The following is a 25,611-nucleotide window of genomic DNA, read 5'->3' on the forward strand; positions in this document are numbered from 1 at the left end:
TTGCCCACCCAATCAAATTATCAATCAACGCCCTTCAAGCAACTCCGCCGCCTGATCCAGCAAAGCCAACGGATCCCTGGCCTTGTGAATATCCACCGACAGCAACTGACGGAATTTACGCGCTCCCGGAAACCCGGTGCCCAAGCCCAGTACGTGCCGCGTGATGTGATGCATCGCGCCACCCGCCAGCAAATGCTCGGCTATATAAGGACGCAGTTGCGCCAGTGCCTCGGCGCGGCTGATGACCGGCGCGGTGCTGCCGAACAACTGCTGGTCGACCTCCGCCAGCAAATACGGATTGTGATAAGCCTCCCGCCCCAGCATCACACCGTCGAACGTCTGCAGGTGCTCGTGGCAGGCCTCCATCGTCTTGATCCCGCCGTTCAACACAATCTCCAGCTCCGGAAAATCCGCCTTCAACTGCGCCGCGACGTCATAGCGCAACGGCGGAATGTCGCGATTCTCCTTCGGCGACAACCCCTCCAGAATCGCAATCCGCGCATGCACCGTAAAACTCGTGCACCCGGCGTCCCGCACCGTACCGACGAAATCACACAGCTCGGCATAACTGTCCCGCCCATTGATCCCGATCCGGTGCTTCACCGTCACCGGAATCGACACCGCATCGCGCATCGCCTTCACACAATCGGCCACCAACTGCGGATGCCCCATCAGGCACGCACCGATCATGTTGTTCTGCACCCGATCACTCGGACAGCCAACGTTGAGGTTCACCTCATCATAACCGTGCTCCTGAGCCATGCGCGCGCAAGCGGCCAGGTCGAGCGGCACGCTACCGCCCAACTGCAAAGCAAGCGGGTGCTCGGCTTCGTTGTGACGGAGAAAACGCTCGTGATCGCCGTTGAGCAACGCGCCGGTGGTGACCATTTCGGTGTAGAGCAGGGCGTTTTTGGACAGGAGGCGCAGGAAGAATCGGCAATGGCGGTCAGTCCAATCCATCATCGGGGCGACGGAGAAGCGGCGGGAGAGCGGGGCGGGTGTGGCGGTGATAGGGGACATTGGCGGTTCTGGATTGGGTGGGGCTGGAAAGTGGGCAGTTTATCAGGATTGAGGTTTGGCAGAGCTCCGGAAAGCCAATCCGATGGTGAAGTTCATTCACATGCTAAAAAGGGGATGGATGTAAAGAAATCCGTCCCCTTTTTCCCCACCAACTCAGTCTGCGCACTGCAGAATTGATGCTGGAAATCGTTGGCATCGTAGCCGCCGGATCGCAGGCGAAAAAAAACCGCCTTTGCGGGGCGGTTTTTTCTAGTCTCGGGTTGCGACCGAGACTGGTGCATCACTAGCTACATTGACGTGCGACCATGGTATGAATCTTTGCTCGCACATGCAACGTTATTTTTGACCGCGCTTGGGGCCTTGGAGTCATCGCGTAGGACTTTTCGACGGTATCTGTAGTTCGGCGCCAACAGCATCCACAGCAGCCTCAATCAATACAGCTCCGGCATGCTGCACGCCGACTAAGATCACTGCGCAGCAGGTACTGCAATCCACTCACTCAACGTCTGCTGATACTTGCCAGTGACCTTGCTCAAATGCAGCCACTGATCAACATACAGTTTCCAGCTGATGTCATCGCGCGGCAGCAAGTAAGCCTTTTCGCCGTATTGCATGTACTGATGCGGATTCACCGCGCACAGGCCGGGTTTGAGTTTCTGTTGATAGAGCGCTTCCGAGGCGTCGGTAATCATGACGTCGGCCTTGTTGTCGAGCAGTTGCTCAAAGATTGTGACGTTGTCATGCAGGGCCAGTTGGGCCTTGGGCAGGAAGGCGTGAACGAAGGCTTCGTTGGTGCCGCCGGCCGGTTCGACCAGGCGCACGTTGGGCTGGTTGATCTGTTCGATGATCTGGTATTTGGACTGGTCTGCGCAGCGCACCAGCGGGATCTTGCCGTCGGTGTCGAGGGTGTTGCTGAAGTAAGCCTTTTTCTGCCGATCGAGCGTAACCGAGATGCCGCCCATGCCGATGTCGCATTTACCGGCCTGCATGTCGGGCATCAAGGTTTTCCAGGTGGTCTGCACCCATTGCACTTTGACGCCGAGGCTGTCGGCAAGTGAGCGGGCCATGCTGATGTCGATGCCTTCGAAGTCACCATCGCTGCGCTTGAAGGTGTAAGGCTTGTAGTCGCCAGTGGTGCAGACGCGCAGTTGGCCCTGTTGCTGGATGGTGTCGAGGTGGGTTGACGGCTCGGCTGCCTGGGCGGCGAAAGGAAACGCGAGCAATGCACCGAGCAGGATTGTGGTTTTTGTCGTTGTCATCTGTCGGACTTTTCTCTGGGATGGACGGGGAGGACGTGTTCGAAGTTAAACACGTTCTCGCCGTTGATCCAGTCCGTTGACGCGTGTCAGTGCCAATCCCTTACAGCCCCAAACCGTCCTGAACCAGCTGCAATAGATTGTTTTCCGTCAAAGCAATCGCATCCAGCTCCTTGCCGGTCTCGACAGTTTGTAACCACCAGTGGCTTTCGCCATGCTCATCAACCGTGCGCAGCAATGACTGGTCTCGTGCCGGCCCCTTGATCTCCACACGCCCGCAACCATCTTCGGTAAACCGCGCAATGGGATCGAACGTCAAACTGTGGTGGTTGGCTTCGATCACCAACTGGTCGATGGAGTAGTCATGGGTTTCGCCATCCGGTGAACATTCGCAAACGTGCGTAGGATTTCGTCGAATCTTCAGTCCTACTTCGGTGACTGGCAGCAGCCACGCCTCGATGCGGTGGTACAAGGCATACACCTGAGCAGGCCAGCAATCGATTTCAAGCTCGGCGCAGGTGATGTCGTCGGCCTGGGTGTGCCGGGTTTGCTTGAGTTTGGCGGCGAGTTCGTCAGCTTTACTCATGTCGGTTCCCTTGTTGGATGTCTGCCTGTTCAGCGTAGACCTTTGAAAGGCGCAAGGTCTTGCCTTGCGTCATGCGCTTGCAATACAAGCGTGTCGAAATCAGCGTTGGCCAAGCCCGGCCAACAACGAAAACCACGGACGCAGGCGTCCCAAGGAATGGGTTAATGAAAAAGCTGTTTACAATTCTGGCACTGATCGCGCTGACGGCCGGTAGCATCGGCACGAGTTCGGCGCGTCAGCCGTCATCGAGTAAAGCACAGGCGGAATCGGTGGCAGGGGTGTTCGACTATTACCTGCTGGCGCTGTCCTGGTCGCCAACGTTTTGTCTGACGCACAAGGACGATGCGCAGTGCACCGGCAAGGGTTATGGCTTCGTTCTGCACGGCTTGTGGCCGCAATATGCCAAGGGCGGCTGGCCGCAATCCTGCCCGCCGCTGACCACGCTTTCGGCGGCGGAAACCAGCAAGGGTCTGACGCTGTTCCCGACGAAAAAGCTGCTTGATCACGAATGGTCCAAGCACGGCACCTGCAGTGGTCTCGGCGCGATGGGTTATCTGGACAAATCAGATCAGGCCCTTGCGGCGGTGAAGATTCCACAGGAACTGCAGCCGTTTGGCACGTCGTACTACTTCGAAGCGCAAGAGATTGCCGACCTGTTTCGCAGGGCCAATCCGGGTATTCCCGAGGACGGTATTGCCGTGGTTTGCAGCGGCCCGCAGCTGTCGGAAGTGCGAGTGTGCATGGGCAAGGATTTGCAGTTCGGCGCGTGTGGCAAAGGGGTGAAAACCCAGTGCCGCGTGGGGGATATCCGGGTGCCGCCGGCACGGTGAGGATGGGTAACGGTCGATGAAAAAAAAGGCGCTCCCATGAGCGCCTTTTTTTGCCTGACGGTTTGAAGCTCCCGACGATTTCACGCATGCTGCGCGCCCAAAGGATCTGCACGTCATGTAACTGAACGGGGGAACTCAGGCAAATCCCCCCGCATCCACCCCGAGTTCTCCACGCAAAAACGCCACCAGCCCGCGCTGCATTCCGCTCAAAACACCTTCACGGCTGACCAGGGCCAGTTCCGTCGGTGCCAACTCGGGTAAATCTGTACAGACTTGATGCTCCGACAGTACCGCCGACATCGGCAGCACCGAAACCCCCAACCCCGACGCGACTGCCGCTTGAATCCCGGTCAGGCTGTGGCTGCCGAACGCGATGCGCCACGGTCGCTGCGCAATATCGAGCAGGCGAATCGCGCGCTGCCGATACAAACAGCCTTGTGGAAACAATGCCAGCGGCAGCACCTCGCTTGCCGTATCGAGTTCGGCGCCTTTGACCCACACCAGCCGCTCCGGCCAAGTGGCCCACGCCGGGCCGCTGTCGGGTTCGCGTTTGATCAGGGCGATGTCGATATCGCCGGCGTCGAGGCGCTGACGCAGGTCGAGGCTCATGCCGCTGAAAGTTTCCAGGCGTGCTTGCGGATGGCTACGGGTGAAGCCAGCGAGGAGCAGCGCCATGCGCCGGGCGTCGAAGTCTTCCGGCATGCCGATGCGCAGGACCTGCAAATCGACATCGCTGGACAGTGCTTGCGTGGCTTCGGCGGACAGCGTCAGCAACCGGCGGGCGTAGTGGATCAGCAACTCGCCGTGCTCCGTGACCGCGATGTTGAGACCGGTGCGGTCACGCAGCAGCAAAGGATGGCCGACCAGGTCTTCGAGTTTGCGCACCTGCTGGCTGACCGTCGATTGGGTGCGGTGAACGCGCTCGGCGGCGCGGGTGAAGCTGCCTTCATCGACCACACAAACAAACGTTTTCAGCAGTTCCAGATCCAGCATGGCGGCGTTCTCGATAGTGGTTTTGCAAATGACAATCGGCTATTTATTTAATTTCACACTATCACCGTGCGCTCATAAGCTGAAGTCCTCACTCCGGAGGAAGCGACCGATGACCCTCACCCGCACACCGCGTCCCGAATGGTTGACCTTCGATTGCTACGGCACGCTGATTCAATGGGACGAAGGCCTCAAAGCCGTCGTCGAGAAAATACTGAGCGAGAAGGGCGAGCATCAGGTTGACGCCGGCCAGTTGATCGAAGTCTACGACCGCCACGAGCATCGCCTTGAGCAAACGCCGCCGCACCGTTCGTTTCGCGAACTGAGCACCCTGGGCCTGCGACTGGCCCTGGATGAACTGGGTTTGCCGAGCCAGCTCGAGGACAGCCAGCGCCTGGCGGGCGCTATTCCGAGAATGCCGCCGTTTCCCGAAGTGGTCGAAACCCTGGCGCAACTCAAAGCCATGGGGTTCAAGCTGTGCATCGTGTCGAACACCGACGACGACATCATTGCCGGCAACGTCGCGCAGCTCGGTGGGCATATCGACCGGGTGATCACAGCGCAACAAGCCGGCGCCTATAAACCGGCGCCACGGCTGTTCGACTACGCTCATGAACAGTTGGGTGTGACGCGCGGTGAGGTGGTGCACATCTGCGCCAGCCCCAGGCTCGATCACGCGGCGGCGCGGGACATGGGCTTTCGCTGCGTCTGGATCGATCGCGGCACCGGGCGCCAATTGTTGCCGGATTACCGTCCCGACGCGATTCTGAACACGCTCGATCAAGTGCTGCCCCTGTTCAGATCCCTCGGCTGGCATTAAGGAGAGTTGCGATGGCTCACACCTTGAGTGGCAGCGTTCGGGCCAGACCCGCATCGATGCTGAATCTTGAGACAGAGGCGATTATCACCGCCCGAAACGAACTCGCAGCGTGCTTTCAACTGGCGGCTTTGCACGGCCTGGAGGAGGGCATCTGCAATCATTTTTCAGCGATGTTGCCGGGGCATGGCGACCTGTTTCTGGTCAATCCGTACGGCTACGCTTTTGCCGAAGTGACGGCGCAGAATCTGCTGATCTGCGACTTCGCTGGCAACGTGGTCGACGGCGAGGGCCAGCCGGAGGCGACGGCGTTTTACATCCATGCGCGGCTGCACAAACAATTGCCACGGGTGAAAGTCGCGTTCCATACGCACATGCCGCACGCCACGGCGTTGTGTCTGCTGCAAGGCCCGCCGCTGCTGTGGCTGGGGCAGACCGCGCTGAAGTTCTATGGGCGCACCGCAGTGGACGAAAACTACGACGGCCTCGCTCTGGACGAATCCGAAGGCGATCGCATCGCCAGCGTCATGGGCGACGCCGATATCCTGTTTCTGAAAAACCATGGCGTGATCGTCGTCGCACGGACCATCGCCGAAGCCTGGGACGACCTCTATTACCTGGAGCGCGCCGCGCAAGTGCAACTGCTGGCCATGGCCACCCAACGTGAGTTGAAACCGGTGCCCCACGAGATTGCGCAGCGGGCCTACGAGCAAATGCGCGAGAGCGATGCCCAGAGTGCCCGCGCGCATCTGGCCAGTGCGATGCGGCGCCTGGCCTTTCCAGGCTGATCAGCCGAGAGGTAGTGATCAAAATAAATCGACGAATAGCGATCATCCAGACTCGCGACGCGCCGATACAACTGGATGGGAGGCGGGCGTTTGCCCCGTGCACCCCGGTGGGCTACGCTCACCGACACAAGGGTTTCGGGCTCGCGCCCCTGTCGTACCTGTCCAGGACATGCTTTTGCCAACCTCCATTCACGAACCGCAACAGGTCTCCGGCACGCTCAAACGTCTGCCGCTGCGCAAGGCGGCGGTGCTGTTTATCGTGGTGGTGAGCCTGTGCCTGTGCGGCCTTTTGTATTTGCAGCTGGAGCAGTCTCGGCGTCAGGATCTGGCGGTGGCGCAGATGGCCTCGACCAACCTGACGCGGGCCATGGCGCAGCAGGCAGAAGACACGTTCCTGGCGGCAGACCTGGTGATGTCCAGTCTGGTCGACTGGATTGAGGACGACGGTTATGGCGCCGCACAGCGACCGCGTCTGCAAAGAATCTTCGCCCGTCGCGCGCAGCAGCTGGAGCAGTTGCACGGCATATTCCTCTTCGACCGCGAGGGGCAGTGGGTCATCACCTCTTTTCCGGATCTGCCCCGCGGCAATGGCGTGGCCGACCGCGAATATTTCAAATTCCATCAGCAGAACGTCTCGACTGTGGCGCACATCGGTCCGGCAATTCGCAGCCGCGAGAACGGCGACTGGATCATCCCCATCTCCAGGCGCGTCAACGACCGCGCCGGAAATTTCCAGGGGGTGCTGATGGCCGGTATCCGCATGTCGTACTTCGACCAGTTTTTCAAAAGCTTCAGCCTTGATGACAGCGGCATCATGTTTCTGGCGTTGACCGACGGCACCTTGCTGGCGCGACGCCCTTTCGACCAATCGCTGATTGGCACCTCGGTGGCGCACGGTGAGATCTATCAAACCTTATTGCCCAACGCACCTGCCGGGACGGCAATGCTTGATTCGGTCGTCGACGGGGTCACCCGATTGTATGGTTATCGGCAACTGGCGTCGTACCCGCTGGTGGTGTCCGCCGCGACCTCGCGGGACACCATCCTGCAGGGATGGTCCGCGCGGGCGTTTCAGTCCAGCGTGATCGTTGCGCTGGTGATCCTCGGGGTCGGGCTGTTCGGCTGGGTGTTCATTCATCAGGTGCGCGACGGCGAGCGTATCGAAAAAAACCTGCGCAAGGCGCAACGGGCGCTGGAACAGATCGCCACCCACGACAGCCTCACCGGTCTGGCCAACCGACGCTTGTTCGAGCGTTCGCTGGATATCGAGTTCGCCCGTGGCGCCCGGCAGGTGAGCCCGGTCAGTCTGATCATGCTCGATATCGATTTTTTCAAGCGTTACAACGATGCCTATGGCCATGTCGCCGGCGATCAATGCCTTGCACTGGTGGCGCAAGTGGTGAAGACCTGCTGCCAGCGCAAGTCGGATCTGGCGGTCCGTTACGGCGGCGAGGAATTCGCCGTGCTGTTGCCGGATACCGACATCAACGGCGCGCTGGCGATTGCCGGGCAGATACGCCGCAGCGTGATCGACAAACACATCATCCACAGCGGTTCGCCTACCGGTTATCTCACGGTCAGCCTGGGTTGTTACGCGTTCATCCCGAACGGCAATGACAGCCCGCAGGTGTTCATCCAGCGCGCGGATGCGGCGCTGTATCACGCGAAAAATGGCGGGCGTAATCGGGCGGCGGTGTTTTCGCCAGAGGAAGGATTTGCCGAGCTGTTGCGCTCGGATCGCTGATCTTCAAGCGATGCAATCTAAATGTGGGAGCGAGCCTGCTCGCGAAAGCGGTGTGTCAGCTTGCATTGTTGTTGACTGACAGGTTGCGATCGCGAGCACGCTCGCGCCTGCATTAGAACTTCTTTGCCTGGGTTATCTGGGGTGGCTCTTGTTCGTTCAGCCGCCCGTGCCACCACCCGCCCCGCCAGTTCCGCCGCCGGCCGAACCGGTGCCGCCGCCAGCGCCTGAACCGGAGCCACTCGCGCCACCGTTGGTGCCAGTGCCAGAACCAGTCCCCATGCCTGAGCCGGTGCCCGACTTCGTGCCGTTATTAGTTCCGCCAGAACCGCTGCCACCGGAAGAGGATCCTGGGGTGTTGTCTGGCGGCATGGTCGAGCTGCTGGCGCCGCCGGACTTGGTGCCTGTCGAATCGGTGCTGTCATTGGCGGCGAAGCTGGCGGCGGAGGCCGTGGCGAGCAGACCGGCCAACACGAGCGAAGTGAACTTGCGCGTCATCATGGTACGTCTCCTGATTAAGGGGATTACCTCTCATTGGTCATGCGCGCCGAATCCTTGGTGCCGGCCGAGTGACGAGCGGTCGCTTCGCCCAGTGGCCTACCTGTCTTACGGGAAATTGGCTATTTGCCGAACCACGGCCCGGGACTAACGTAGCCACACATTCAATCCCTACCGCGGAGCTCCCCATGCAACCTCGTGCCGATTTCTACACCGCTTCCCCTGATGCGCTCAAAGCGATGATGGCGCTGGAAAACGCCGTCTCCAGATTGCCACTGGAAAAGAGTCTGATCGAACTGGTCAAGCTGCGTGCCTCCCAGATCAATGGTTGCGCATTCTGCATCGACATGCACACCGCCGACGCAATCAAGGACGGCGAAACCCCACGCCGCTTGTTCGCAGTCACCGCATGGCGTGAGGCGCCGTTCTTCAGCGAACGCGAACGCGCCGCCCTGCTGTGGACCGAATCGCTGACGCAACTGAGCCTGACCCACGCACCGGACGAAGATTACGAGGTAGTGGCTGCGCAGTTTTCGCCCAAGGAACTGGTCGACCTGACGGTTGCGATCAATACCATCAATGGCTGGAATCGCTTGGCGGTCGGCTTCCGCAAACTGCCGCAGGCTTAAGCCCAACGCATCACCCTCGTGGGAGCGAGCCTGCTCGCGAAGGCGCCCTGTCAGTCACCATCGCAGTTTTCTGAAGTACCGCTTTCGCGGGTAGGCTCGCTCCCACAGGTAAACCGTCCATGAACGGCGCCCCCGGCAATTTTTCCATGCAAAAGGAATGAATTGCTCGGCTTAATAGGAAGCATTACTATTCACGCCCCTTTCCTCGGCACGCCGCCCATCCTCATGCGCTCCCGCAGACCCGGCTTTTTCGAGCATTACGAAGAGTTGATCGGCACCTGGACTCGCCGCTTGCGTAACCGTTCGCAAGCCGAGGATCTGGCGCACGACACCTTTGTGCGGGTGCTTGAGTCCGATTCGGCGGCGGTACAGCAACCGCGGGCGTATTTGCATCAGACGGCGCGCAATATCGCAGTCGACGGCTATCGGCGCGAGGATCGGCGTGGCGCCATGGAGTCGGAGGCGATTGATGAACGTGCGTCGTCAACCGGCGACCCGGAGCATTACATGCACGCGATCCAGCTGGCCGATTCCATCGAACGCGCGCTCACCGAGCTGCCGCTCAACTGTCGCAAGATTTTTGTCTGGCAAAAGATCGAAGGCCTGACCCAGGCGGAAATCGCCGAACGGTTGGGGCTGTCCAAGAACATGGTCGAAAAGTATATGATCCGCACCCTGCGGCATCTGCGTGAACGCCTCGACGGATTGCAGTCATGAGCGCTCGCACCTTTTTATCCTCGGCCGGACAAGACATTCCATGATGGAAACTCGTGATTGCGCCTGTGGGCAAACAACGGTGCGTGATGAGGCGGCGGCCTGGTTCGTGCGGTTGCAGGAGCCGGCCATCGGTGCTGGCGAGCAGCAGCGCTTCGACGCCTGGATTAATGAACATCCGCAACACCGCGAAGAGTTCGAGGTGTTGCAAGGATTGTGGGCAGCGGCGGATTTGCTCCCGGCGCCACGCCTTGAAGCCCTCGCTCAAAACCCGCCACCTCGTCGCGAGCGACGTCCGTTGCTGCGATATGCCGTGGCGGCGAGCATCCTCGCTGTGGCGCTGGGATTCGGGCTGTTCAGCGGTTTGAATCATCCGCAAGGCTACAGCGCCGAGTTCGCCACGGCGCCAGGCGAGCGCAAGCACATCGCGCTGCCCGACGGGTCGGTGATCGACCTGAACAGCCGCAGCCGTTTGCAGGTGCATTATGAAACGGATCGACGCGTTATCGAATTGAGCGCCGGCGAAGCGATGTTCAGCGTTGAACACGATGCTTCCCGGCCATTCGTGGTCGAGGCCGGCAGCGGCAAGGTCACGGTTACCGGTACGCGTTTCGATGTGCGCCGCGATGTTATGCAGACCCGCGTGGCGGTGGAGCAGGGCACCGTGAAAGTGCAGGGGCGCGAGGCGCCGGATGATGAGTTCATCAGCCTGACCGCAGGCCTGGGCACTTCAATCGATACGCACGGAAAAGTTCTGCCGGCCTACGCGGTCAACCCGGCGGAGCTGACGGCCTGGCGCAACGGCAAACTGGTATTCAACAACGCCAGCCTCAGCGAAGTGGTGGCCGAAGTGTCGCGTTATCGCGACAAACCGCTGACCGTTTCCCAACCGGGCGTGGCCAGTCTGCGCCTGACCAGCGTGTTCAGAACCGACGACACCGACGCCTTGCTCAAAGCCTTGCCGAGCATTCTGCCGGTGGCCGTGCGCACCCTCGCCGATGGCAGCCAGGAAATAATTTCAAAATAGCATTCAGGTTTTTTTCGAGTTCATCGTCTTCCTGTTCAACTGCAACTGGTTTGTATTAACAGCCGCACACTCTTGCGATCCACAGGACTCCGTACGACGTGAACAACACCACAACCCACAATAAAAAATTCCCTTGGATACCGCTGGCCCTGGCGCTGGCGGTCAACTCGGCGATGCCGCTGGCGTTGGCGGCCGAAGCCATTCATATCCGCGCGCAGCCGCTGGGCCAGGCCTTGAGCGAGCTGGGTCAGCAAACCTCGCTGCAAGTGTTTTTCAGCCCTGAGCTGGTGGCTGGCAAACAGGCGCCAGCGGTTGAGGGCGACATCTCGCCGGAGCAGGCGCTGCGTCAGTTGTTGCAGGGCAGCGGTCTGGATTACCAGATCAACGAAGGCTCGGTGACACTCGCCCCTGCTGCGACTTCCGCCGCCAGTAACGGCCCGCTGGAGCTGGGCGTGACCGACATCAAGGTCGTCGGCGACTGGCTCGGTGACGCCAACGCCGCCGTGGTGCAAAACCACCCGGGCGCGCGTACGGTGATCCGCCGCGAAGCGATGGTCGAGCAGGGCGCGATGAACGTCAGCGATGTGCTCAAGCGTGTGCCGGGTGTGCAGGTGCAGGATTCCAACGGCACCGGCGGCAGTGACATTTCCCTCAACGTCGGCGTGCGCGGCCTGACTTCGCGCCTGTCGCCACGCTCGACGGTGCTGATCGACGGCGTGCCGGCGGCGTTCGCGCCGTACGGTCAGCCGCAACTGTCGATGGCGCCGGTCTCCTCGGGCAACCTCGACAGCATCGACGTGGTGCGTGGCGCCGGTTCCGTGCGTTATGGACCGCAGAACGTCGGCGGCGTGATCAACTTCGTAACCCGTGCGATCCCGGAAAAAACCACCGGTGAAATCGGCACCACGCTGGAAACCACGCAATACGGTGGCTGGAAACACATCGATACGGCGTTCCTCGGCGGCACGGCCGACAATGGGATGGGCGTGGCGCTCCTGTACTCAGGCGTCAATGGCCACGGTTATCGCGAACGCAACAATGGCAATGACATCGACGACGTGCTGCTCAAGACTCACTGGGCGCCGACCGATCAGGATGATTTCAGTCTCAATTTCCATTACTACGACGCCAGCGCCGACATGCCCGGTGGCCTGACGCAACGCCAGTACGACGACAAGCCTTACGAATCGGTGCGTGATTACGACCAGTTCACGGGGCGGCGCAAAGACGTGTCGTTCAAATGGATTCGCCAGATCGACGAGCGCACCCAGGCAGAAATCCTCACCTATTACACCGACAGCTTTCGCGGCAGCACGATTGCCGCGCGCGATCAGCGAACCCTCAGCTCGTACCCGCGTTCCTACTACACCCTGGGCATTGAGCCGCGTGTGTCGCGGGTGTTCGATGTCGGCCCGACCACTCAGGAGGTCAGCGTCGGTTATCGCTACTTGAAAGAAGCGATGCACGAAGAGTCGAGCCGTCTGGCGCTGGTCAACAATCAGCCCGTGGTCACGCCGACCTCCGACGGCCATGTGTTCCAGGATCGGACTGGCGGCACCGAAGCCAACTCGGTGTACGTCGACAACAAGATCGACGTCGGCAACTGGACCATCACCCCCGGCATTCGCTTCGAACACATCAGCACCGACTGGCACGATCGGGCCGTGCTCGACACCGCTGGCCGACCGGTGCCGGAGAAAAACCGCAGCATTGAAAGCAACGAACCGTTGCCGGCGCTGAGCGTGATGTATCACCTGTCGGATGCCTGGAAGCTGTTCGCCAACTACGAAACCTCGTTCGGCAGCCTGCAGTATTTCCAGCTCGGCCAAGGCGGTTCGGGGGACAGCACCGCCAACGGTCTGGAGCCGGAAAAGGCCAAGACCTATGAAATCGGCACGCGCTACAACGATGACGTCTGGGGCGGCGAAGTGACGCTGTTTTACATCGACTTCGACGACGAGCTGCAATACATCAGCAACGATGTCGGCTGGACCAACCTCGGCGCGACCAAGCATCAGGGCATCGAAGCATCGGTGCATTACGACATGGCCGCGCTCGATCCGCGCCTCGATGGGCTGACCGCCAACGCCGGGTTCACCTACACCCGCGCCACTTATGAAGGCGAGATTCCGGGCTTCAAAGGGCGGGATCTGCCGTTCTATTCGCGTCAGGTGGCCACGGTCGGTTTGCGTTACGAGGTCAATCGCTGGACCTACAACCTCGACGGCTTTGCCCAATCGAAACAGCGCTCGCCCGGTACCGGTGTGAACGCTGACGGCAGCTTCAACGGCAACTACATCACCGAAGGCACGGCGGACGGGCAGTACGGCGACATTCCGGGCTATATGACCTGGAACGTGCGCGGCGGCTACGATTTCGGCCCGCAAGTGTCGAATCTCAAGCTGGGTGCGGGGGTGAAAAACGTCTTCGACAAGCAGTACTTCACCCGCTCCAGCGACAACAACTCGGGGATGTATGTCGGCGCGCCGCGCACGTTCTTCGTGCAGGCCAGCGTCGGTTTCTAACCGCTGACGCTGTGGCGAGGGAGCTTGCTCCCGCTGGACTGCGCAGCAGGTCCCAAAACGCGGGGTCGCTGCGCAACCCAGCGCGAGCATGCTCCCTCGCCACAGATCAGACCTTCAGCACTTTCCCGCCAATGGCGACAGCCACCAGCAACACCGCCATCAGCCCAAAGGCAAAGCTCAAGCTGCTGGCATGGGCGACAAAACCGATCACTGCCGGCCCGGCCAGAATCCCGGCGTACCCCAGCGTAGTAATCGCCGGCACTGCGATGCTTTCCGGCATCACCGTCTGCTTGCCCACCGCCGTGTACAGCACCGGCACGATGTTCGAGCAACCCGCGCCAACCAGCGCATAACCGACCAGCGCCGCTTGCCAGCTCGGCGCAAATGTTGCCAGAAACAAACCTGCCGCAGCCAACAGACCGCCAAACAGAATGATCCGCGTGGCCCCCAATCGCCGGACGATTCGGTCACCGAACAAGCGTCCCACCGTCATGGTCAGGGCAAACGCCGCGTAACCCAGACCCGCGTACGCCGTGTCGATGCCGCGTTCCTGCGCCAGGAACACCGCGCTCCAGTCCAGCGCCGCGCCTTCGGTGAGAAAAACGATAAAGCACATCCCGCCGATAAACAGCACGATGCCGTGGGGTATGGCGAAGGCAGGGCCGGAGCTCTCGCTGCCGTAAGGCAGCATGTGCGGTACGCACTTGAGCAGGGCGCCGATCAACAAGACCACCACCACCAGCATCGCGGCAAGCGGAGTCAGGCCTAAACCGAGCAGAGCGCTGACGCCCGCCGCGCCGACGATGCCGCCCAGACTGAACAACCCGTGAAACCCGGACATCATGTGCTTGCCGCTGGCACGCTCGACGATCACCGCTTGCAGGTTCACCGTCGAATCCACGGTGCCGAGCCCGGCGCCAAACATGAACAACGTGGCGACCAGCGCCGGGATCGACGAGACCGTCGCCAAGAGCGGCAGCGCCACACAGATCAGCAATGTGCCGCCCGCGGCCACGCGTCGGCAGCCGAAGCGCGTGGCCAGAATCCCCGCCAGTGGCATCGCCAGAATCGAGCCGACCCCCAGGCACAACAGCAATAAACCCAGCGTGCCCTCATCCAGCCCGGCCCGCGCCTTGGCGTAGGGCACCAGCGGCGCCCAGGCGGCAATGCCGAGCCCGGCGATGAAAAAGGCGATGCGCGTGGACATCTGTTGCAGGCGTCCGGGGACGAACGTGTCTTGGGCGTTGAGGCTGGTCATATCGATCCTTGGCAAAAAAACAACTGCATCCCGAATGACATTCTGACCGCGATGAGGTTCGATCGCAGTCTGTCTGAGGGCTTGCAGCCGACATCGTAACCTGTGGGAGCGAGCCTGCTCGCGAAGGCGGTGTGTCAGGTGAAAAATTATTGCCTGACACACCGCCTTCGCGAACAGGCTCGCTCCCACACGGGATCGCGGTTTACAGTCGTGGTTTTGCCAGAATCTTTACGGAAGCAGTGATGACTCAGTTCTACGACGCACGCGGCAATGTCTATGGCGTGGTTTCGCCCCAAGCCTTGCGCCTGGCCGCAATTGACTTGCCGGCAAGCGCCGCCGAGTGCGCCTCGTCACGGCAGAAGTGGAGCGAAGCAGCCATCGCCCTGTGCTGCCACTGGCCCGAAGGCCAACGCCTGCCCGACAGCAAATCCCACCGCAGCGACGGCCTGCTCATCGGCCCGTTCCAGGGATCGGCGCCGTTTGACGTGCTGATCGTCAACACCGACGGCAGCCTCGCCGAGCGCAGTGGCAACGGGCTGACGATCTTTTCTCAGGCGCTCACCGAGCAAGGCTTGATGCCGGAAGAGGGCGCCGAGTTGCGTGTTCATCATGACAAGGGCGAACCGGTGGCAACCTCGGTAAAACCGGCCACGGTCGAAGGCATGCAGGGTTTCTGGCTTGACCTCGGCCAGCCCGGATTCGGGCCTCATGCGGTGGGTGCTGCCTCGTTTGAATACCGTGCGCGCAACGCCCGGGAAATGAGCCACATCCCGGCGCTGGCACAGCTCAATCCCGCGTGGGCTAGCAGCCAGTTCGTGCGCATCGGCAACCCGCATTGCGTCACTTTGCTGAACGATCCAGCCGCGTTGCCGAGTAACGAACAGATGCGTGAATCGCCGTTGAACGAGGGCCTGACCCGCATCGCCTATGCGATGCCCATCGGTGCGGGCGAACCTTGCCCGGCCGGTATCAATCTGCAGTGGGCCGCGCGCGATTCTGACCAGCGCATCGTTGCGCGAGTATTCGAACGCGGCGAAGGGCCAACCGCGTCATCCGGCACCAGCGCCAGCGCGGTCGCCGCAGCGGCGTGGCGAGCGGGATGGGTCGCGGCGGGCGAAGTGCGGGTGGTCATGCCCGGTGGCACTGCTCCGGTTTTGCTGGAGGTTGAAGAAGGGCAGTTGGTGCAGATCAAATTGTTTGGCACGGCGCGGTTGATGGAGTGAATCGGCGGGCGCCATCGCTGGCAAGCCAGACTCCCACCTGAATTTGCGCTCGGGCCCACTATCGGGGTCAACACAAAACACTGTGGGAGCTGGCTTGCCAGCGATGAGGCCATCCGCCCCGCCACAAACCTCAGGCGAATTGCACCACCGGCATCTGCCGCTTCATCAATACTTTGCCGTCACGAATCGAATACAGCGGCAAGCCCTGGCTGCGGATCACCTCATAATCGCTGTCCGCCGACAGAATCAGCAGGTTCGCCGGGCGTCCCTGTTCAAGCCCGTAGCGCTCGCCCAGGTGCATGGCTTTGGCGCTGTTGTCGGTGACCAGGTCCAGCGCGCTCTGCAGGTTGCGGTAGCCGAGCATGTGACAAATATGCAGCCCCGCCTCGAGCACGCGCAGGATGTTGCCGTTGCCCAGCGGATACCAGGGATCGACGATCGAGTCCTGACCGAAACACACGTTCATCCCGGCTTCGAGCAGTTCATTCACCCGCGTGACGCCGCGGCGTTTCGGAAAGTTATCGAAGCGTCCTTGCAGGTGAATGCTCTCGGTCGGGCACGAGACAAAGCTGATCCCGGAATGGCCGAGCAGGCGGAACAGCTTGGCGCAGTAGGCGTTGTCGTAAGAACCCATCGCCGTGGTGTGGCTGGCGGTGACGCGTGCGCCCATGTCGCGGCTACGGGCCTCTTCGGCGAGCACTTCGAGAAAGCGCGAATGCGGGTCGTCGGTCTCGTCGCAATGCACGTCCACCAGGCAACCGGTGCGCTCGGCCAGGTCCATTAGAAACTTCACCGAGCTGACGCCCTGATCGCGGGTGTACTCGAAATGCGGAATGCCGCCGACCACGTCCGCGCCCATGCGGATGGCTTCTTCCATCAACTCGCGACCGTTGCGGAATGACTCGATGCCTTCCTGCGGAAACGCGACGATTTGCAGGTCGATCAGGTGACGGCTTTCCTCGCGCACTTCAAGCATGGCTTTGAGCGCGGTGAGTTGCGGGTCGGTGACGTCGACGTGGGTGCGCACATGTTGAATACCGTGGGCGGCCAGCGCCTGGATGGTTTTTTTCGACCGGGTCTTGGTGTCTTCTTCGGTGATGGTGACCTTACGTTCGCCCCAGCATTCGATGCCTTCGAACAGCGTGCCGCTCATGTTCCAGCGCGGCTCGCCGGCAGTGAGGGTGGCGTCGAGGTGAATGTGCGGCTCGACGAAGGGCGGCACCACCAGATTGCCGCCGGCGTCGAGATCGTCCGGGCCGAGGGACGGCGCTTCGGTCTGGCGGGCGATGCTGTGGATCAGCCCGTTTTCGAGGTGCAATTCGTGCAGGCCTTCCTGGTTGCGCAGTCGGGCGTTGATGATGTGCATCAGGCAAATCCTTTTATAGGTCTTGTAGTGGTGCGCTGACGCGACGGGCGCCCAGCAGACCGGTGACGATGACATACGTTAGCGCGGCAGCGGCGATCCCTACCAGCGGCGCGACCCACGGCGAACTGAACGCGGCGACGGTGCCCACGCCGTAGGCCCCGAGCCCCGGCCAGTTGAACGCCGGCAACCGTGCGTCGGCCAGACGCGGGTAGTGACCGCGCCAGCGATAGAAGAAGTCGGCCATGATTACTCCGCCAATCGGCGGAATCACCGTACCGAGCAGGATCAGATACGGCACCAGCATGTCGTACATGCCCAGCAGGGCGAGCACGGTGCCGATCACCGCGCCGGCCAGTGTCACGGTCTTGCGCCGACCGGTGCGCAGCAGGTTGCAGCCCGCCACGGCGAAGTTGTAGATGGTGTTGTCCTGAGTGCTCCAGATGTTCAGCAAGAGCATCGCCATTGCGGCCATGGCGAACCCTTGCAACAGCAGCACTTCGACCACGTCGGGTTGCTGATAAACGATGGCGCCGTATGCGCCAATCAGCACCATCAGGCCGTTGCCGATGAAAAAGCCGATCAGGCTGGCCAGCACCGCCACCCGCGCCGAACGCGAAAAACGCGTCCAGTTGGTCGCTTGCGTCGCTCCGCTGACGAACGTGCCGAACACCAGCGTGATCGCCGTCGACCAATCCAGCGAACCGCTGGGCACTACGTTGAGCAGACCCTCAAAACCGCCGACTTTCACCGTCGCCACCCACATCGACAGCATCAGCAGCAGCATCATCGCCGGCACCGCGATGTAGGAAAGAATCTCCAGGCCGCGATAGCCGATGTATGCCGTGGCGCAGAAGCCCAGGCCGAACAGCACCATCAGGCCGAGCACGGTGCTTTCGTCGAGGTTGAAATACTTGCCGATCACCACCGCCGCGGTGGCGGTGCCCCAGGCGTACCAGCCGATCTGGGTGAAACCGAGAATGAGGTCGCTGAGCTTGCTGCCGACTTCACCAAAACAGAATCGGCCCATCAACACCGAGTTCAGACCGCTTTTGAATGCGATGTAACCCAGGCCGGCCGCGTACAGGCCGAGCAAAAGGTTGCCGACGATAATCACCGCCATCATCTCGGCGAAGCCGAAGGCCACGCCCAACTTGCCACCGGCAAACATGGTCGCGGTAAAAAACGTGAAGCCCAGTAACACCATCGCTGTCGACGCCAGGCCTTTGCGCGCATGCATCGGGACTTCGCTGAGCGGGTAATCGTTGCCGGGGGCGTTCTGCGTCATGGGGCAGTCCTTGCTGAAGGGGGGAAGATCGCAAGGGTTGCAGTGGTCGTGCCAAGCGGCAGATTGTCGGTAGGTATAGACGAGACAGTGAAGTCAGGCGCGAAAACAGTGCACCTCAACGCACCAGGGCCCAATCTGGGAGCGAGCCTGCTCGCGAAAGCGGACGAACATTCTAAATAGATGTCGATTGAAACACCGCGATCGCGAGCAGGCTCGCTCCTACAAGGGAAAGCCGTGTTGGTTATTCGCCGCGGTAAATGCAACCGCTGGTGCACGTCTCATGAATGCGGATCGCGCTCAGTTCGGGCAGCAGTGGCTTCATTTCATTCCAGATGAATTTGGCCAGCACTTCGCTGGTCGGGTTCTCCAGACCGGGAATGTCGTTCAGGTAGTTGTGGTCGAGGCGTTCGTACAGCGGCTTGAAAATCGCTTTGATCTCGGAGAAGTCGCGAATCCAGCCGGTGTGCGGATCGAGGTCGCCGCTCAGGTGCAACGCCACCTTGAACGAGTGGCCGTGCAGACGCCCGCACTTGTGGCCGTCCGGGACGTGCGGCAGGCGGTGGGCGGATTCGAATGTAAACTCTTTGAAGATTTCCACGGTATTTTCGGCTCTGTTCAGATGGCGTTCGCCGCAGCGATTCGGGCAGGCGGCGAGTTTATCAGCTTGTGTTTGGCCGTGCTGACTAAAGGGTCAGCAACCGGTCGGCGAGGTGACCGTTGGCCGCCAGCTCCAGAAACTCATCGCCCAGGCGCCGGCTCTCGTCCATCGCCGCGTGCCAGTATTTCTGCCGGCCCGGCGCATCGCCCATGAAGCGTTTGAAGTCGTTACGATCGGGCAGTTTACCGTAGGGAAGGCGCGCCAGATATTCCTTCGAGGGCGCGATCAGCACCACGTCCTGCAAGCGCTGCACCGACGCGCGGCGCCACGGCAGAGTCTTGTCGAACCAGCCTGGAATGACCCGGTCGGTGAAATGCGGATAGAGCACGATACCGTCGCCGCTGTAAGGCAGGTCGAGGTGATAGTCGAGCAGGCCGCCATCACGAAACGTTCCCGCGCCGGCGCCGGGCAAATCTCGCACGCCCTCCATGATCATCGGGATCGACCCCGACGCCAGCAAGGCCTGACGCAGGTTGCCGGTGTTGAGGGCGACGAAGCGCGACGGAAAGTCGGTCAACGCATTGAGCGGTGGCGCCAGGCGCGGATCGTGGACGATCAGCCGTTCGAAGTGCCGTGACAGCCGTGCGCGACCGCGCAGGTTATCGGCGATCACCGAACCCAGGGCCAGACCAAGTCGCCCGCGATGATCTTCAGCCAGCCGTCCCTGACTTTTCACCACCATGATGTTCAAGCGGTAATCGGCGTTGGCGAGAATGCTCGCGTCGCGGCCGTCGAGCAGGTCGTTGAGCATGCGCTGCGAGCTCTGGCTGATCTGCGCCATGGTCACGCCTTTGTTGAAATTCTGCTCGGCGTAGAGCTGGCCGAGACGACGGATGCCTTCAGCAGCGTCCGGCAGGCAGGCACTGGCGAAGCGCCAGGAACCAACCGATGCGCCGATCAGCGAACGTTCGCGCGGTGCGCTCGGCAGCCACTCGCCGAACAACGCCAGATCGAGCCCCTGAATGCCCAGCGCCTTCGGCCCGCCGGCAGCGCCGGGCAGGGTGCCGACGTCAGCGGCATGCAGCCCCCGTTCCCGAATCCGCGCCATGGCACGCGGGCCGGCCTTGAGCGTGAGGGCGGGGTATTTGATGTGAATGGCGGTCATACCGGTCTCGATCGTTAGCTAGCTGGCGATTATAAGCACACCACATGGACGTGTGGGAGCGAGCCTGCTCGCGAAAGCGGAGTGTCAGTTGCAAGATGATCCTGACCCACCGCTTTCGCGAGCAGGCTCGCTCCCACAAGGGACTCTGCACGAAGTAGGGCACAATGATGGCCATTCAGTTTCAGTTAAGTTCATCTCGTTAAGGTGCCCACCGTAAGCAACCTATAAGAATTCGGAGACACCCGTGAATACCCTGACTGCCCTGACCACTGCCTCGATCATCGGCCTCACCGCCAGCCTCGCCCACGCGCGCGATCTGGGACCTGACGAAGCGCTTCGTTTGCGCGACGCTGGTACTATCGTCTCCTTCGAGAAGCTCAACGCCATCGCGCTGGAAAAACATCCCGGTTCGGAAATCACCGAAACCGAGCTGGAAGAAGAGTACGGCAAGTTCATTTATCAGATCGAACTGCGCGACCCGAAAGGTGTGAAGTGGGATCTGGAATTGAACGCAGTCAATGGTGAAGTGCTCAGGGATCATCAGGATACGTAATGAAGTTTAATATTCGCGCCACCCGCCTGACGGCGCTGGCGCTGGTGTTTTTTTGCACCACTGCCGTGGCCCGCGACCTCGATCAGGACGAGGCGCTGGACCTGCGTCGCCAAGGCGTGATCCTGCCGTTGGAGCAAGTGCTGCAGCAGGCCATGGATCGCTACCCCGGCGCCAAATTGCTGGAAGTCGAGCTGGAAGAAAAACACGACGTGTACATCTACGAAGTCGAATTGCTGACGCTCGAAGGCGTGGCGCGCGAGCTGCACTTGAAGGCCGATACCGGCGAGTTAGTCAAAGACAAGGAAGATTGATCGATGCGTTTGCTTCTGGTGGAAGACCACGTACCGCTGGCCGACGAACTGCTCGCCGGCCTGCAACGCCAAGGCTACGCGGTGGATTGGCTGGCGGACGGCCGGGATGCGGTGTATCAGGGCAGCAGCGAGCCCTATGACCTGATCATCCTCGACCTCGGGTTGCCCGGTGTACCGGGCCTGGACGTGCTCGCGCAGTGGCGGTCGGCCGGGCTGGCGATTCCGGTACTGATCCTGACCGCCCGCGATTCCTGGGCCGAACGCATCGAAGGTTTGAAGGCCGGAGCGGATGATTACCTGACCAAACCGTTCCATCCCGAAGAGCTGTATCTGCGCATTCAATCGCTGTTGCGCCGCTCCAAGGGGCAGTCCAACCAGCCCACCTTGCAGGCCGCCGGATTGCATCTGGACGAGGGGCGCCAGTGTGTCGTTCGCGATGGCGCCGACATTCACCTGACCGCCGCCGAGTTCCGGCTGCTGCGCTATTTCATGCTGCATCCCGAACAGATCCTCTCCAAGAGCCACCTCGCCGAACACCTCTATGACGGCGAAACCGAGCGCGACTCCAACGTCCTCGAAGTCCACGTCAACCACCTGCGGCGCAAGCTCGGCAAAAGCGTGATCGAAACCCGTCGCGGTCAGGGTTACCTGTTCGGCGGGCAAGCTTCGTGAGATCGATCCAGCGCCGTCTGAGCCTGGGTTTGATCAGTGTGATGGTGATCGTCGGTCTGGTGCTGGCGCAAACCAGTCTGTGGTTGTTCGAAGTCGGCTTGCAGCGCTATCTGGAAGCCGGCCTGCGCAACGATAGCGAGAGCTTGCTGGTGGCGCTGGTGCGTGGGCCGCAAGGTCTGCAACTGGATGAGCGGCACCTGTCGCCGGCGTATCAGCGGCCGTTTTCCGGGCATTACTTTCGCATCGACTTCTCCGACAGCCACTGGCGTTCTCGCTCGCTGTGGGATCAGGATCTGCCCTTGCTCGACCACCCGGGGCTGCACAGCAACCTGCAACTGGGCCCGGGCGGGCAACGCCTGCTGGTGCTGCGCTCGGACTATCGCCGGCTGGGTCAGTCGATCTCGATCAGCGTCGCGCAGGACTACACGCCGGTGAGCGACAGCTTTCTGCGTATGCGCCAGATCGGCGTGGGCCTCGGTCTGGCGGCGTTGCTGCTGATTCTGTTCTTGCAGCGCCTGACCGTCCGGCGCGCCTTGAAACCGCTGGAAAGAGCCCGCGAGCAGATCGCTCAGCTGCAGCAGGGTCAGCGTTCGCAACTCGATGATCAGGTGCCGGTAGAACTGGAGCCGCTGGTGGCGCAGATCAACCATTTGCTCGCGCACACCGAAGACAGCCTCAAGCGTTCGCGCAATGCCTTGGGCAACCTCGGCCATGCGCTGAAAACCCCGCTGGCGGTGCTGCTGAGTCTGGCAGCTAGCGACAAGCTCGATGATCACCCCGAGCTGCGCAAGATCCTCAAGGAGCAACTGGAACAGGTGCAACAGCGCCTCAACCGTGAACTCAACCGTGCACGGCTCTCCGGTGACGCGCTGCCCGGCGCGCTGTTTGATTGCGACGCGGAATTGCCAGGTTTGCTGGCAACGCTGAACATGATTCACGGCGAGCATCTGGCCTTGAGCTACGTTGCGCCGGCGGGCCTGCAACTGCCGTGGGACCGAGAGGACTTGCTGGAACTGCTGGGCAACCTGCTCGACAACGCCTGCAAATGGGCGGACGCGGAGGTGCGATTGAGCGTGATCGAGCGTACTGATGGCTTCGCCTTGAGCGTGGAAGATGACGGGCCGGGCATTCCCGAAGAGCAGCGGGCTCAGGTGTTCAGTCGCGGTACGCGGCTGGATGAGCAGACCCACGGGCATGGGCTTGGGTTGGGTATCGTGCGCGATATTGTCGACACGTGGGGCGGCTTGCTGGTGTTGGGCGAGAGCGAGTGGGGTGGGTTGAAAGTGGTGGTTGAACTGCCTAAACGCTGACCGCGAAAACACCAGATTTTTCTTTGTGGGAGCGAGCCTGCTCGCGAAAAGGCAGGCTTAATCAACACCCCTGTTGACCAAGCTACCGCTTTCGCGAGCAGGCTCGCTCCCACATCGGAGCTGCGCGGTACCAAGTCTCGTCAAACGCGAAACTGATCCATCAATCGCTGCTGCTGATTCGCCAGGCTGTTGAGCGACTGGCTCACCCGCGCCGACTCGTTCGCCTGCCCGGACAATGACTCCGTCACATCACGAATCGTCGCCACGTTGTTGTTGATTTCCTCCGCCACCGCACTCTGTTCTTCGGCGGCGCTGGCAATCTGCAGGTTCATGTCGCTGATCACCGTCACCGCATCGCCGATCTGCCGCAACGCCGTCACGGCTTGTCCCACCTGTTCAACGCTGCCTTGTGCCTGACGATGGCTGTTGCCCATCGAGCCCACGACTTCTTGCGTGCCGCTCTGCAATTGCTCGATGACCTGACGGGTTTCCTCCACCGACTCCTGAGTGCGGCGGGCGAGGTTGCGGACTTCGTCGGCGACCACCGCAAAACCGCGTCCGGCTTCACCGGCGCGGGCCGCTTCAATGGCCGCGTTGAGCGCCAGCAAATTGGTTTGCTCGGCGATGGCGCGGATGGTTTCCAGCACGGTGCCGATTTTCTCGCTGTTTGTCGCCAGCCCTTCGACCTGCGCCATCGCCGCGCTCATGTCGGCGGCAAGGGTGTCGATGCTCGCGGTGGTGCGGTCGATCACGGTCAGGCCCTGGCGGGTGGCGCGGTCGGCATCCTTGGCGGCTTCGGCGGCCTGCGCGGCGCTGCGGGCGACGTCTTGAGCGGTGGCGCTCATTTCGTGGGAGGCGGTGGCGACCTGATCGACTTGACGGTATTGCTGCTCCATCCCGGCGCTGGTCTGCGTGGCGATGGCCGAGGACTGGTCGGCCGTGTTGCGTGCGTCCTGCACCGAGCGTTTCACTTCGGCGATGATCGGCTGCAGCTTGTCGAGGAAACGGTTGAACCAGCCGGCCAGTTGCCCCAGTTCATCCTTCTTGTTGTAGGCCAGACGTCGGGTCAGATCGCCTTCGCCGCTGGCGATGTCTTCGAGCATGTGCGCCACACCGAGGATCGGCCGGGTCACGCTGCGCGCCATCAGCCACACCAACAGCAGGCCAATCAGCGCGGCGAGCACACCGAGGCTCAGTTCGATCAGCGTGCCCGAGGTATTGCTCGCATCCAGTTGCTGCTTGAGCGCTTCGGCGCGACTGACCAGAACTTTCTCCGGCACATCCAGCAACACGCCCCACGCCGGCCCGTCGGGAATAGGCTGGAACGGCGACAGCACTTTCAACTGGCCGTTGCTGTGCAGGCTGGACACGCCGTTGCTCGACGCCAGAAGGCGCAGCAGTTCCTTGCCGCTGGCCGGATCCACCGCCTCCAGGCGCTGGCTGAGCTTGCCGGCATCCGGACTGTAGCCGGCGAGCAGGCCGGCCGGGCTGACGATGCTCACGGCGGTCTGGCCGTCATAAAGCTTGCGGCTGGCGTTCTGACTGATCGATTGCAGGCTGTTGAGGTTGATGTCGACCGACAGCGAGGCGATGACTTTGCCATTGACCTGTAGCGGGAAGACGATGCTGGTCATCAGTACTTTCTGGCCGTCGATGACGTAGAAGTACGGCTCGATCACACACGGTTTGAGCGTGGTGCGCGGGCAGGTGAACCAGGCGTTGGCGGCCTGACCGCTGGGCCCGGTGCTGATGTCGGTCATGTCGCTTTCCGGCAGCGCCATCGAGGTGACCTTGCCCGGGGTCGGTTGCGACCAGTACAGGGCGAAACGACCTTTTTCGTTGCTGCCCAGCTCAGCCTGATCGGCGAACAGTTCGTCCTTGCCGTCCAGCGCGTTGGCTTCGAACACCAGCGACAGGCCGAGCAGGTCCGGGTTGGCCTGCAGCGCGGACTTGACCTGACGGGTCATGTCTTCGCGCAGGTCGAAGGCATCGAGGAAACGCTTCTCGGCCTGTTCACGCAGGAACAGCACCTGACGCGAGAAACCATGACCGTACTGGTAGGCGTCCATGAACTGTTGACGAATGCCGGCCGCCTGCACCTCACCTTGCGACTCGATACGCGCCTGCGCCGATTCGGTGAGCATTTCCATGCTTGAGGCTTTCACCAGCGCGGAGCTGTGCTCCATGCGATACAGCGAAAGACCCACCAGCAACGTCACGATACCGGCCAGACACAGGCCGGCGAGCAGGGTGATCTTCCACTGGATGGAGAGGTGTCTGAGCGACATGGAAAACATCCTTATTCGATAAATATCTGAGGCTTTGCACTGTAGCGGCGCTAGAACAGGTTTCTTGAGCGGCAGGTTGCAAGCTGCAAGGCCGACCTGATCGTTCCATGCTCTGCGTAGGAACGATCAAGCTTGCCGCTTGCAGCTTGCCGCTGCTTCCT

24 protein-coding genes and 1 pseudogene are annotated in these 25,611 nt (G+C 61.3%); 13 read left to right on the forward strand and 12 right to left on the reverse strand.

The genetic code is table 11. From position 1 onward, the window contains the following. Nucleotides 1-24: 24 nt before the first annotated feature. From dusA to HU727_RS18335, 3 genes are all read right to left on the reverse strand, one after another. The gene (gene dusA, locus HU727_RS18325) at nucleotides 25-1,020 is read right to left on the reverse strand and encodes a tRNA dihydrouridine(20/20a) synthase DusA (protein WP_186533506.1); all 996 of its coding nucleotides are present in this window, start codon (nucleotides 1,018-1,020) and stop codon (nucleotides 25-27) included. A 467-nt stretch (nucleotides 1,021-1,487) separates the two neighbouring features. After that, nucleotides 1,488-2,279 carry a transporter substrate-binding domain-containing protein gene (locus tag HU727_RS18330; protein ID WP_186533505.1) on the reverse strand — a complete coding sequence of 264 codons (792 nt, stop codon included), beginning with the start codon at nucleotides 2,277-2,279 and terminating at the stop codon, nucleotides 1,488-1,490. 100 nt (nucleotides 2,280-2,379) lie between these two features. Then, nucleotides 2,380-2,862 carry a hypothetical protein gene (locus HU727_RS18335; protein WP_186533504.1) on the reverse strand — a complete coding sequence of 161 codons (483 nt, stop codon included), beginning with the start codon at nucleotides 2,860-2,862 and terminating at the stop codon, nucleotides 2,380-2,382. A 164-nt stretch (nucleotides 2,863-3,026) separates the two neighbouring features. Between HU727_RS18335 and HU727_RS18340 the strand changes: the two genes are divergently transcribed. Next, a complete protein-coding gene (locus HU727_RS18340) occupies nucleotides 3,027-3,692 on the forward strand; it encodes a ribonuclease T2 (protein ID WP_186533503.1) in 666 nt (221 codons plus the stop codon). A 135-nt stretch (nucleotides 3,693-3,827) separates the two neighbouring features. Here HU727_RS18340 and HU727_RS18345 read toward each other — a convergent pair whose 3' ends face one another. Continuing rightward, nucleotides 3,828-4,685, reverse strand: a complete 858-nt coding sequence (locus HU727_RS18345; protein ID WP_186533502.1) for a LysR substrate-binding domain-containing protein — start codon at nucleotides 4,683-4,685, stop codon at nucleotides 3,828-3,830. Nucleotides 4,686-4,794: 109 nt separating this feature from the next. On the opposite strand from HU727_RS18345, the gene HU727_RS18350 reads away from it, so the two are divergent. The 3 genes from HU727_RS18350 to HU727_RS18360 all read left to right on the forward strand — a co-directional run bounded on the left by HU727_RS18350 (nucleotide 4,795) and on the right by HU727_RS18360 (nucleotide 8,031). After that, nucleotides 4,795-5,502 (forward strand): haloacid dehalogenase type II, encoded by a 708-nt coding sequence (locus HU727_RS18350; protein ID WP_186533501.1) that lies wholly within the window; start codon nucleotides 4,795-4,797, stop codon nucleotides 5,500-5,502. A gap of 11 nt (nucleotides 5,503-5,513) precedes the next feature. Continuing rightward, nucleotides 5,514-6,287 carry an aldolase gene (locus tag HU727_RS18355; RefSeq protein ID WP_186533500.1) on the forward strand — a complete coding sequence of 258 codons (774 nt, stop codon included), beginning with the start codon at nucleotides 5,514-5,516 and terminating at the stop codon, nucleotides 6,285-6,287. A 169-nt stretch (nucleotides 6,288-6,456) separates the two neighbouring features. After that, the gene (locus HU727_RS18360; RefSeq protein ID WP_186533499.1) at nucleotides 6,457-8,031 is read left to right on the forward strand and encodes a sensor domain-containing diguanylate cyclase; all 1,575 of its coding nucleotides are present in this window, start codon (nucleotides 6,457-6,459) and stop codon (nucleotides 8,029-8,031) included. Nucleotides 8,032-8,187: 156 nt separating this feature from the next. Here HU727_RS18360 and HU727_RS18365 read toward each other — a convergent pair whose 3' ends face one another. Continuing rightward, nucleotides 8,188-8,529, reverse strand: coding sequence for a hypothetical protein (locus HU727_RS18365; RefSeq protein ID WP_186533498.1), 342 nt, complete (start codon nucleotides 8,527-8,529; stop codon nucleotides 8,188-8,190). Between the two features lie 185 nt (nucleotides 8,530-8,714). Here HU727_RS18365 and HU727_RS18370 point away from each other — a divergent pair, with 185 nt between their 5' ends. The 4 genes from HU727_RS18370 to HU727_RS18385 all read left to right on the forward strand — a co-directional run bounded on the left by HU727_RS18370 (nucleotide 8,715) and on the right by HU727_RS18385 (nucleotide 13,421). Next, nucleotides 8,715-9,155 carry a carboxymuconolactone decarboxylase family protein gene (locus tag HU727_RS18370; RefSeq protein ID WP_186533497.1) on the forward strand — a complete coding sequence of 147 codons (441 nt, stop codon included), beginning with the start codon at nucleotides 8,715-8,717 and terminating at the stop codon, nucleotides 9,153-9,155. Between the two features lie 225 nt (nucleotides 9,156-9,380). Further along, complete coding sequence (locus HU727_RS18375) at nucleotides 9,381-9,872, forward strand: sigma-70 family RNA polymerase sigma factor (RefSeq protein ID WP_186533496.1); 492 nt, start codon at nucleotides 9,381-9,383, stop codon at nucleotides 9,870-9,872. A 40-nt stretch (nucleotides 9,873-9,912) separates the two neighbouring features. Then, the gene (locus tag HU727_RS18380) at nucleotides 9,913-10,896 is read left to right on the forward strand and encodes a FecR family protein (protein WP_186533495.1); all 984 of its coding nucleotides are present in this window, start codon (nucleotides 9,913-9,915) and stop codon (nucleotides 10,894-10,896) included. Between the two features lie 98 nt (nucleotides 10,897-10,994). Further along, a complete protein-coding gene (locus HU727_RS18385) occupies nucleotides 10,995-13,421 on the forward strand; it encodes a TonB-dependent siderophore receptor (protein ID WP_186533494.1) in 2,427 nt (808 codons plus the stop codon). Between the two features lie 106 nt (nucleotides 13,422-13,527). On the opposite strand, the gene HU727_RS18390 is transcribed toward HU727_RS18385, so the two are convergent. After that, a complete protein-coding gene (locus HU727_RS18390) occupies nucleotides 13,528-14,679 on the reverse strand; it encodes an MFS transporter (RefSeq protein WP_186533493.1) in 1,152 nt (383 codons plus the stop codon). 242 nt (nucleotides 14,680-14,921) lie between these two features. On the opposite strand from HU727_RS18390, the gene HU727_RS18395 reads away from it, so the two are divergent. After that, nucleotides 14,922-15,902 carry a diaminopimelate epimerase gene (locus HU727_RS18395; protein ID WP_186533492.1) on the forward strand — a complete coding sequence of 327 codons (981 nt, stop codon included), beginning with the start codon at nucleotides 14,922-14,924 and terminating at the stop codon, nucleotides 15,900-15,902. Between the two features lie 130 nt (nucleotides 15,903-16,032). Here the strand turns inward: HU727_RS18395 and codA are convergent, their stop codons facing one another. The 4 genes from codA to HU727_RS18415 all read right to left on the reverse strand — a co-directional run bounded on the left by codA (nucleotide 16,033) and on the right by HU727_RS18415 (nucleotide 20,316). Next, nucleotides 16,033-17,268, reverse strand: a complete 1,236-nt coding sequence (gene codA, locus HU727_RS18400) for a cytosine deaminase (RefSeq protein WP_186533491.1) — start codon at nucleotides 17,266-17,268, stop codon at nucleotides 16,033-16,035. A 13-nt stretch (nucleotides 17,269-17,281) separates the two neighbouring features. Then, a complete protein-coding gene (codB, locus tag HU727_RS18405; RefSeq protein ID WP_186533490.1) occupies nucleotides 17,282-18,553 on the reverse strand; it encodes a cytosine permease in 1,272 nt (423 codons plus the stop codon). Between the two features lie 241 nt (nucleotides 18,554-18,794). Beyond that, nucleotides 18,795-19,151 carry a 6-carboxytetrahydropterin synthase QueD gene (gene queD / locus HU727_RS18410; protein WP_007915588.1) on the reverse strand — a complete coding sequence of 119 codons (357 nt, stop codon included), beginning with the start codon at nucleotides 19,149-19,151 and terminating at the stop codon, nucleotides 18,795-18,797. 85 nt (nucleotides 19,152-19,236) lie between these two features. Next, nucleotides 19,237-20,316: a patatin-like phospholipase family protein gene (locus HU727_RS18415; protein ID WP_186533489.1), complete on the reverse strand. Its 1,080-nt coding sequence runs from the start codon at nucleotides 20,314-20,316 to the stop codon at nucleotides 19,237-19,239. Between the two features lie 244 nt (nucleotides 20,317-20,560). On the opposite strand from HU727_RS18415, the gene HU727_RS18420 reads away from it, so the two are divergent. From HU727_RS18420 to HU727_RS18435, 4 genes are read left to right on the forward strand one after another with little or no spacing between them, the layout of a single operon-like run. After that, on the forward strand, nucleotides 20,561-20,869 hold the full coding sequence (locus HU727_RS18420) for a PepSY domain-containing protein (RefSeq protein ID WP_186533488.1): 309 nt from the start codon (nucleotides 20,561-20,563) through the stop codon (nucleotides 20,867-20,869). Beyond that, nucleotides 20,869-21,180, forward strand: a complete 312-nt coding sequence (locus HU727_RS18425) for a PepSY domain-containing protein (RefSeq protein ID WP_186533487.1) — start codon at nucleotides 20,869-20,871, stop codon at nucleotides 21,178-21,180. Before HU727_RS18420 ends, HU727_RS18425 begins: the two co-directional genes overlap by 1 nt. 3 nt (nucleotides 21,181-21,183) lie before the next feature. Beyond that, nucleotides 21,184-21,852, forward strand: a complete 669-nt coding sequence (locus HU727_RS18430) for a response regulator transcription factor (protein WP_186533486.1) — start codon at nucleotides 21,184-21,186, stop codon at nucleotides 21,850-21,852. Beyond that, nucleotides 21,849-23,162, forward strand: a complete 1,314-nt coding sequence (locus tag HU727_RS18435) for a sensor histidine kinase (protein ID WP_186533485.1) — start codon at nucleotides 21,849-21,851, stop codon at nucleotides 23,160-23,162. The genes HU727_RS18430 and HU727_RS18435 overlap by 4 nt, the downstream gene beginning before the upstream one ends. Before the next feature lie 140 nt (nucleotides 23,163-23,302). On the opposite strand, the gene HU727_RS26135 is transcribed toward HU727_RS18435, so the two are convergent. Both HU727_RS26135 and HU727_RS26140 read right to left on the reverse strand, forming a co-directional pair. Beyond that, nucleotides 23,303-24,058 carry a methyl-accepting chemotaxis protein gene (locus tag HU727_RS26135; RefSeq protein WP_437180426.1) on the reverse strand — a complete coding sequence of 252 codons (756 nt, stop codon included), beginning with the start codon at nucleotides 24,056-24,058 and terminating at the stop codon, nucleotides 23,303-23,305. Between the two features lie 102 nt (nucleotides 24,059-24,160). After that, nucleotides 24,161-25,459: pseudogene (locus HU727_RS26140) on the reverse strand (cache domain-containing protein); the annotation flags it as partial. Nucleotides 25,460-25,611: the final 152 nt, after the last annotated feature.

This window comes from Pseudomonas khorasanensis (assembly GCF_014268505.2).
GTDB lineage: Bacteria > Pseudomonadota > Gammaproteobacteria > Pseudomonadales > Pseudomonadaceae > Aquipseudomonas > Aquipseudomonas khorasanensis.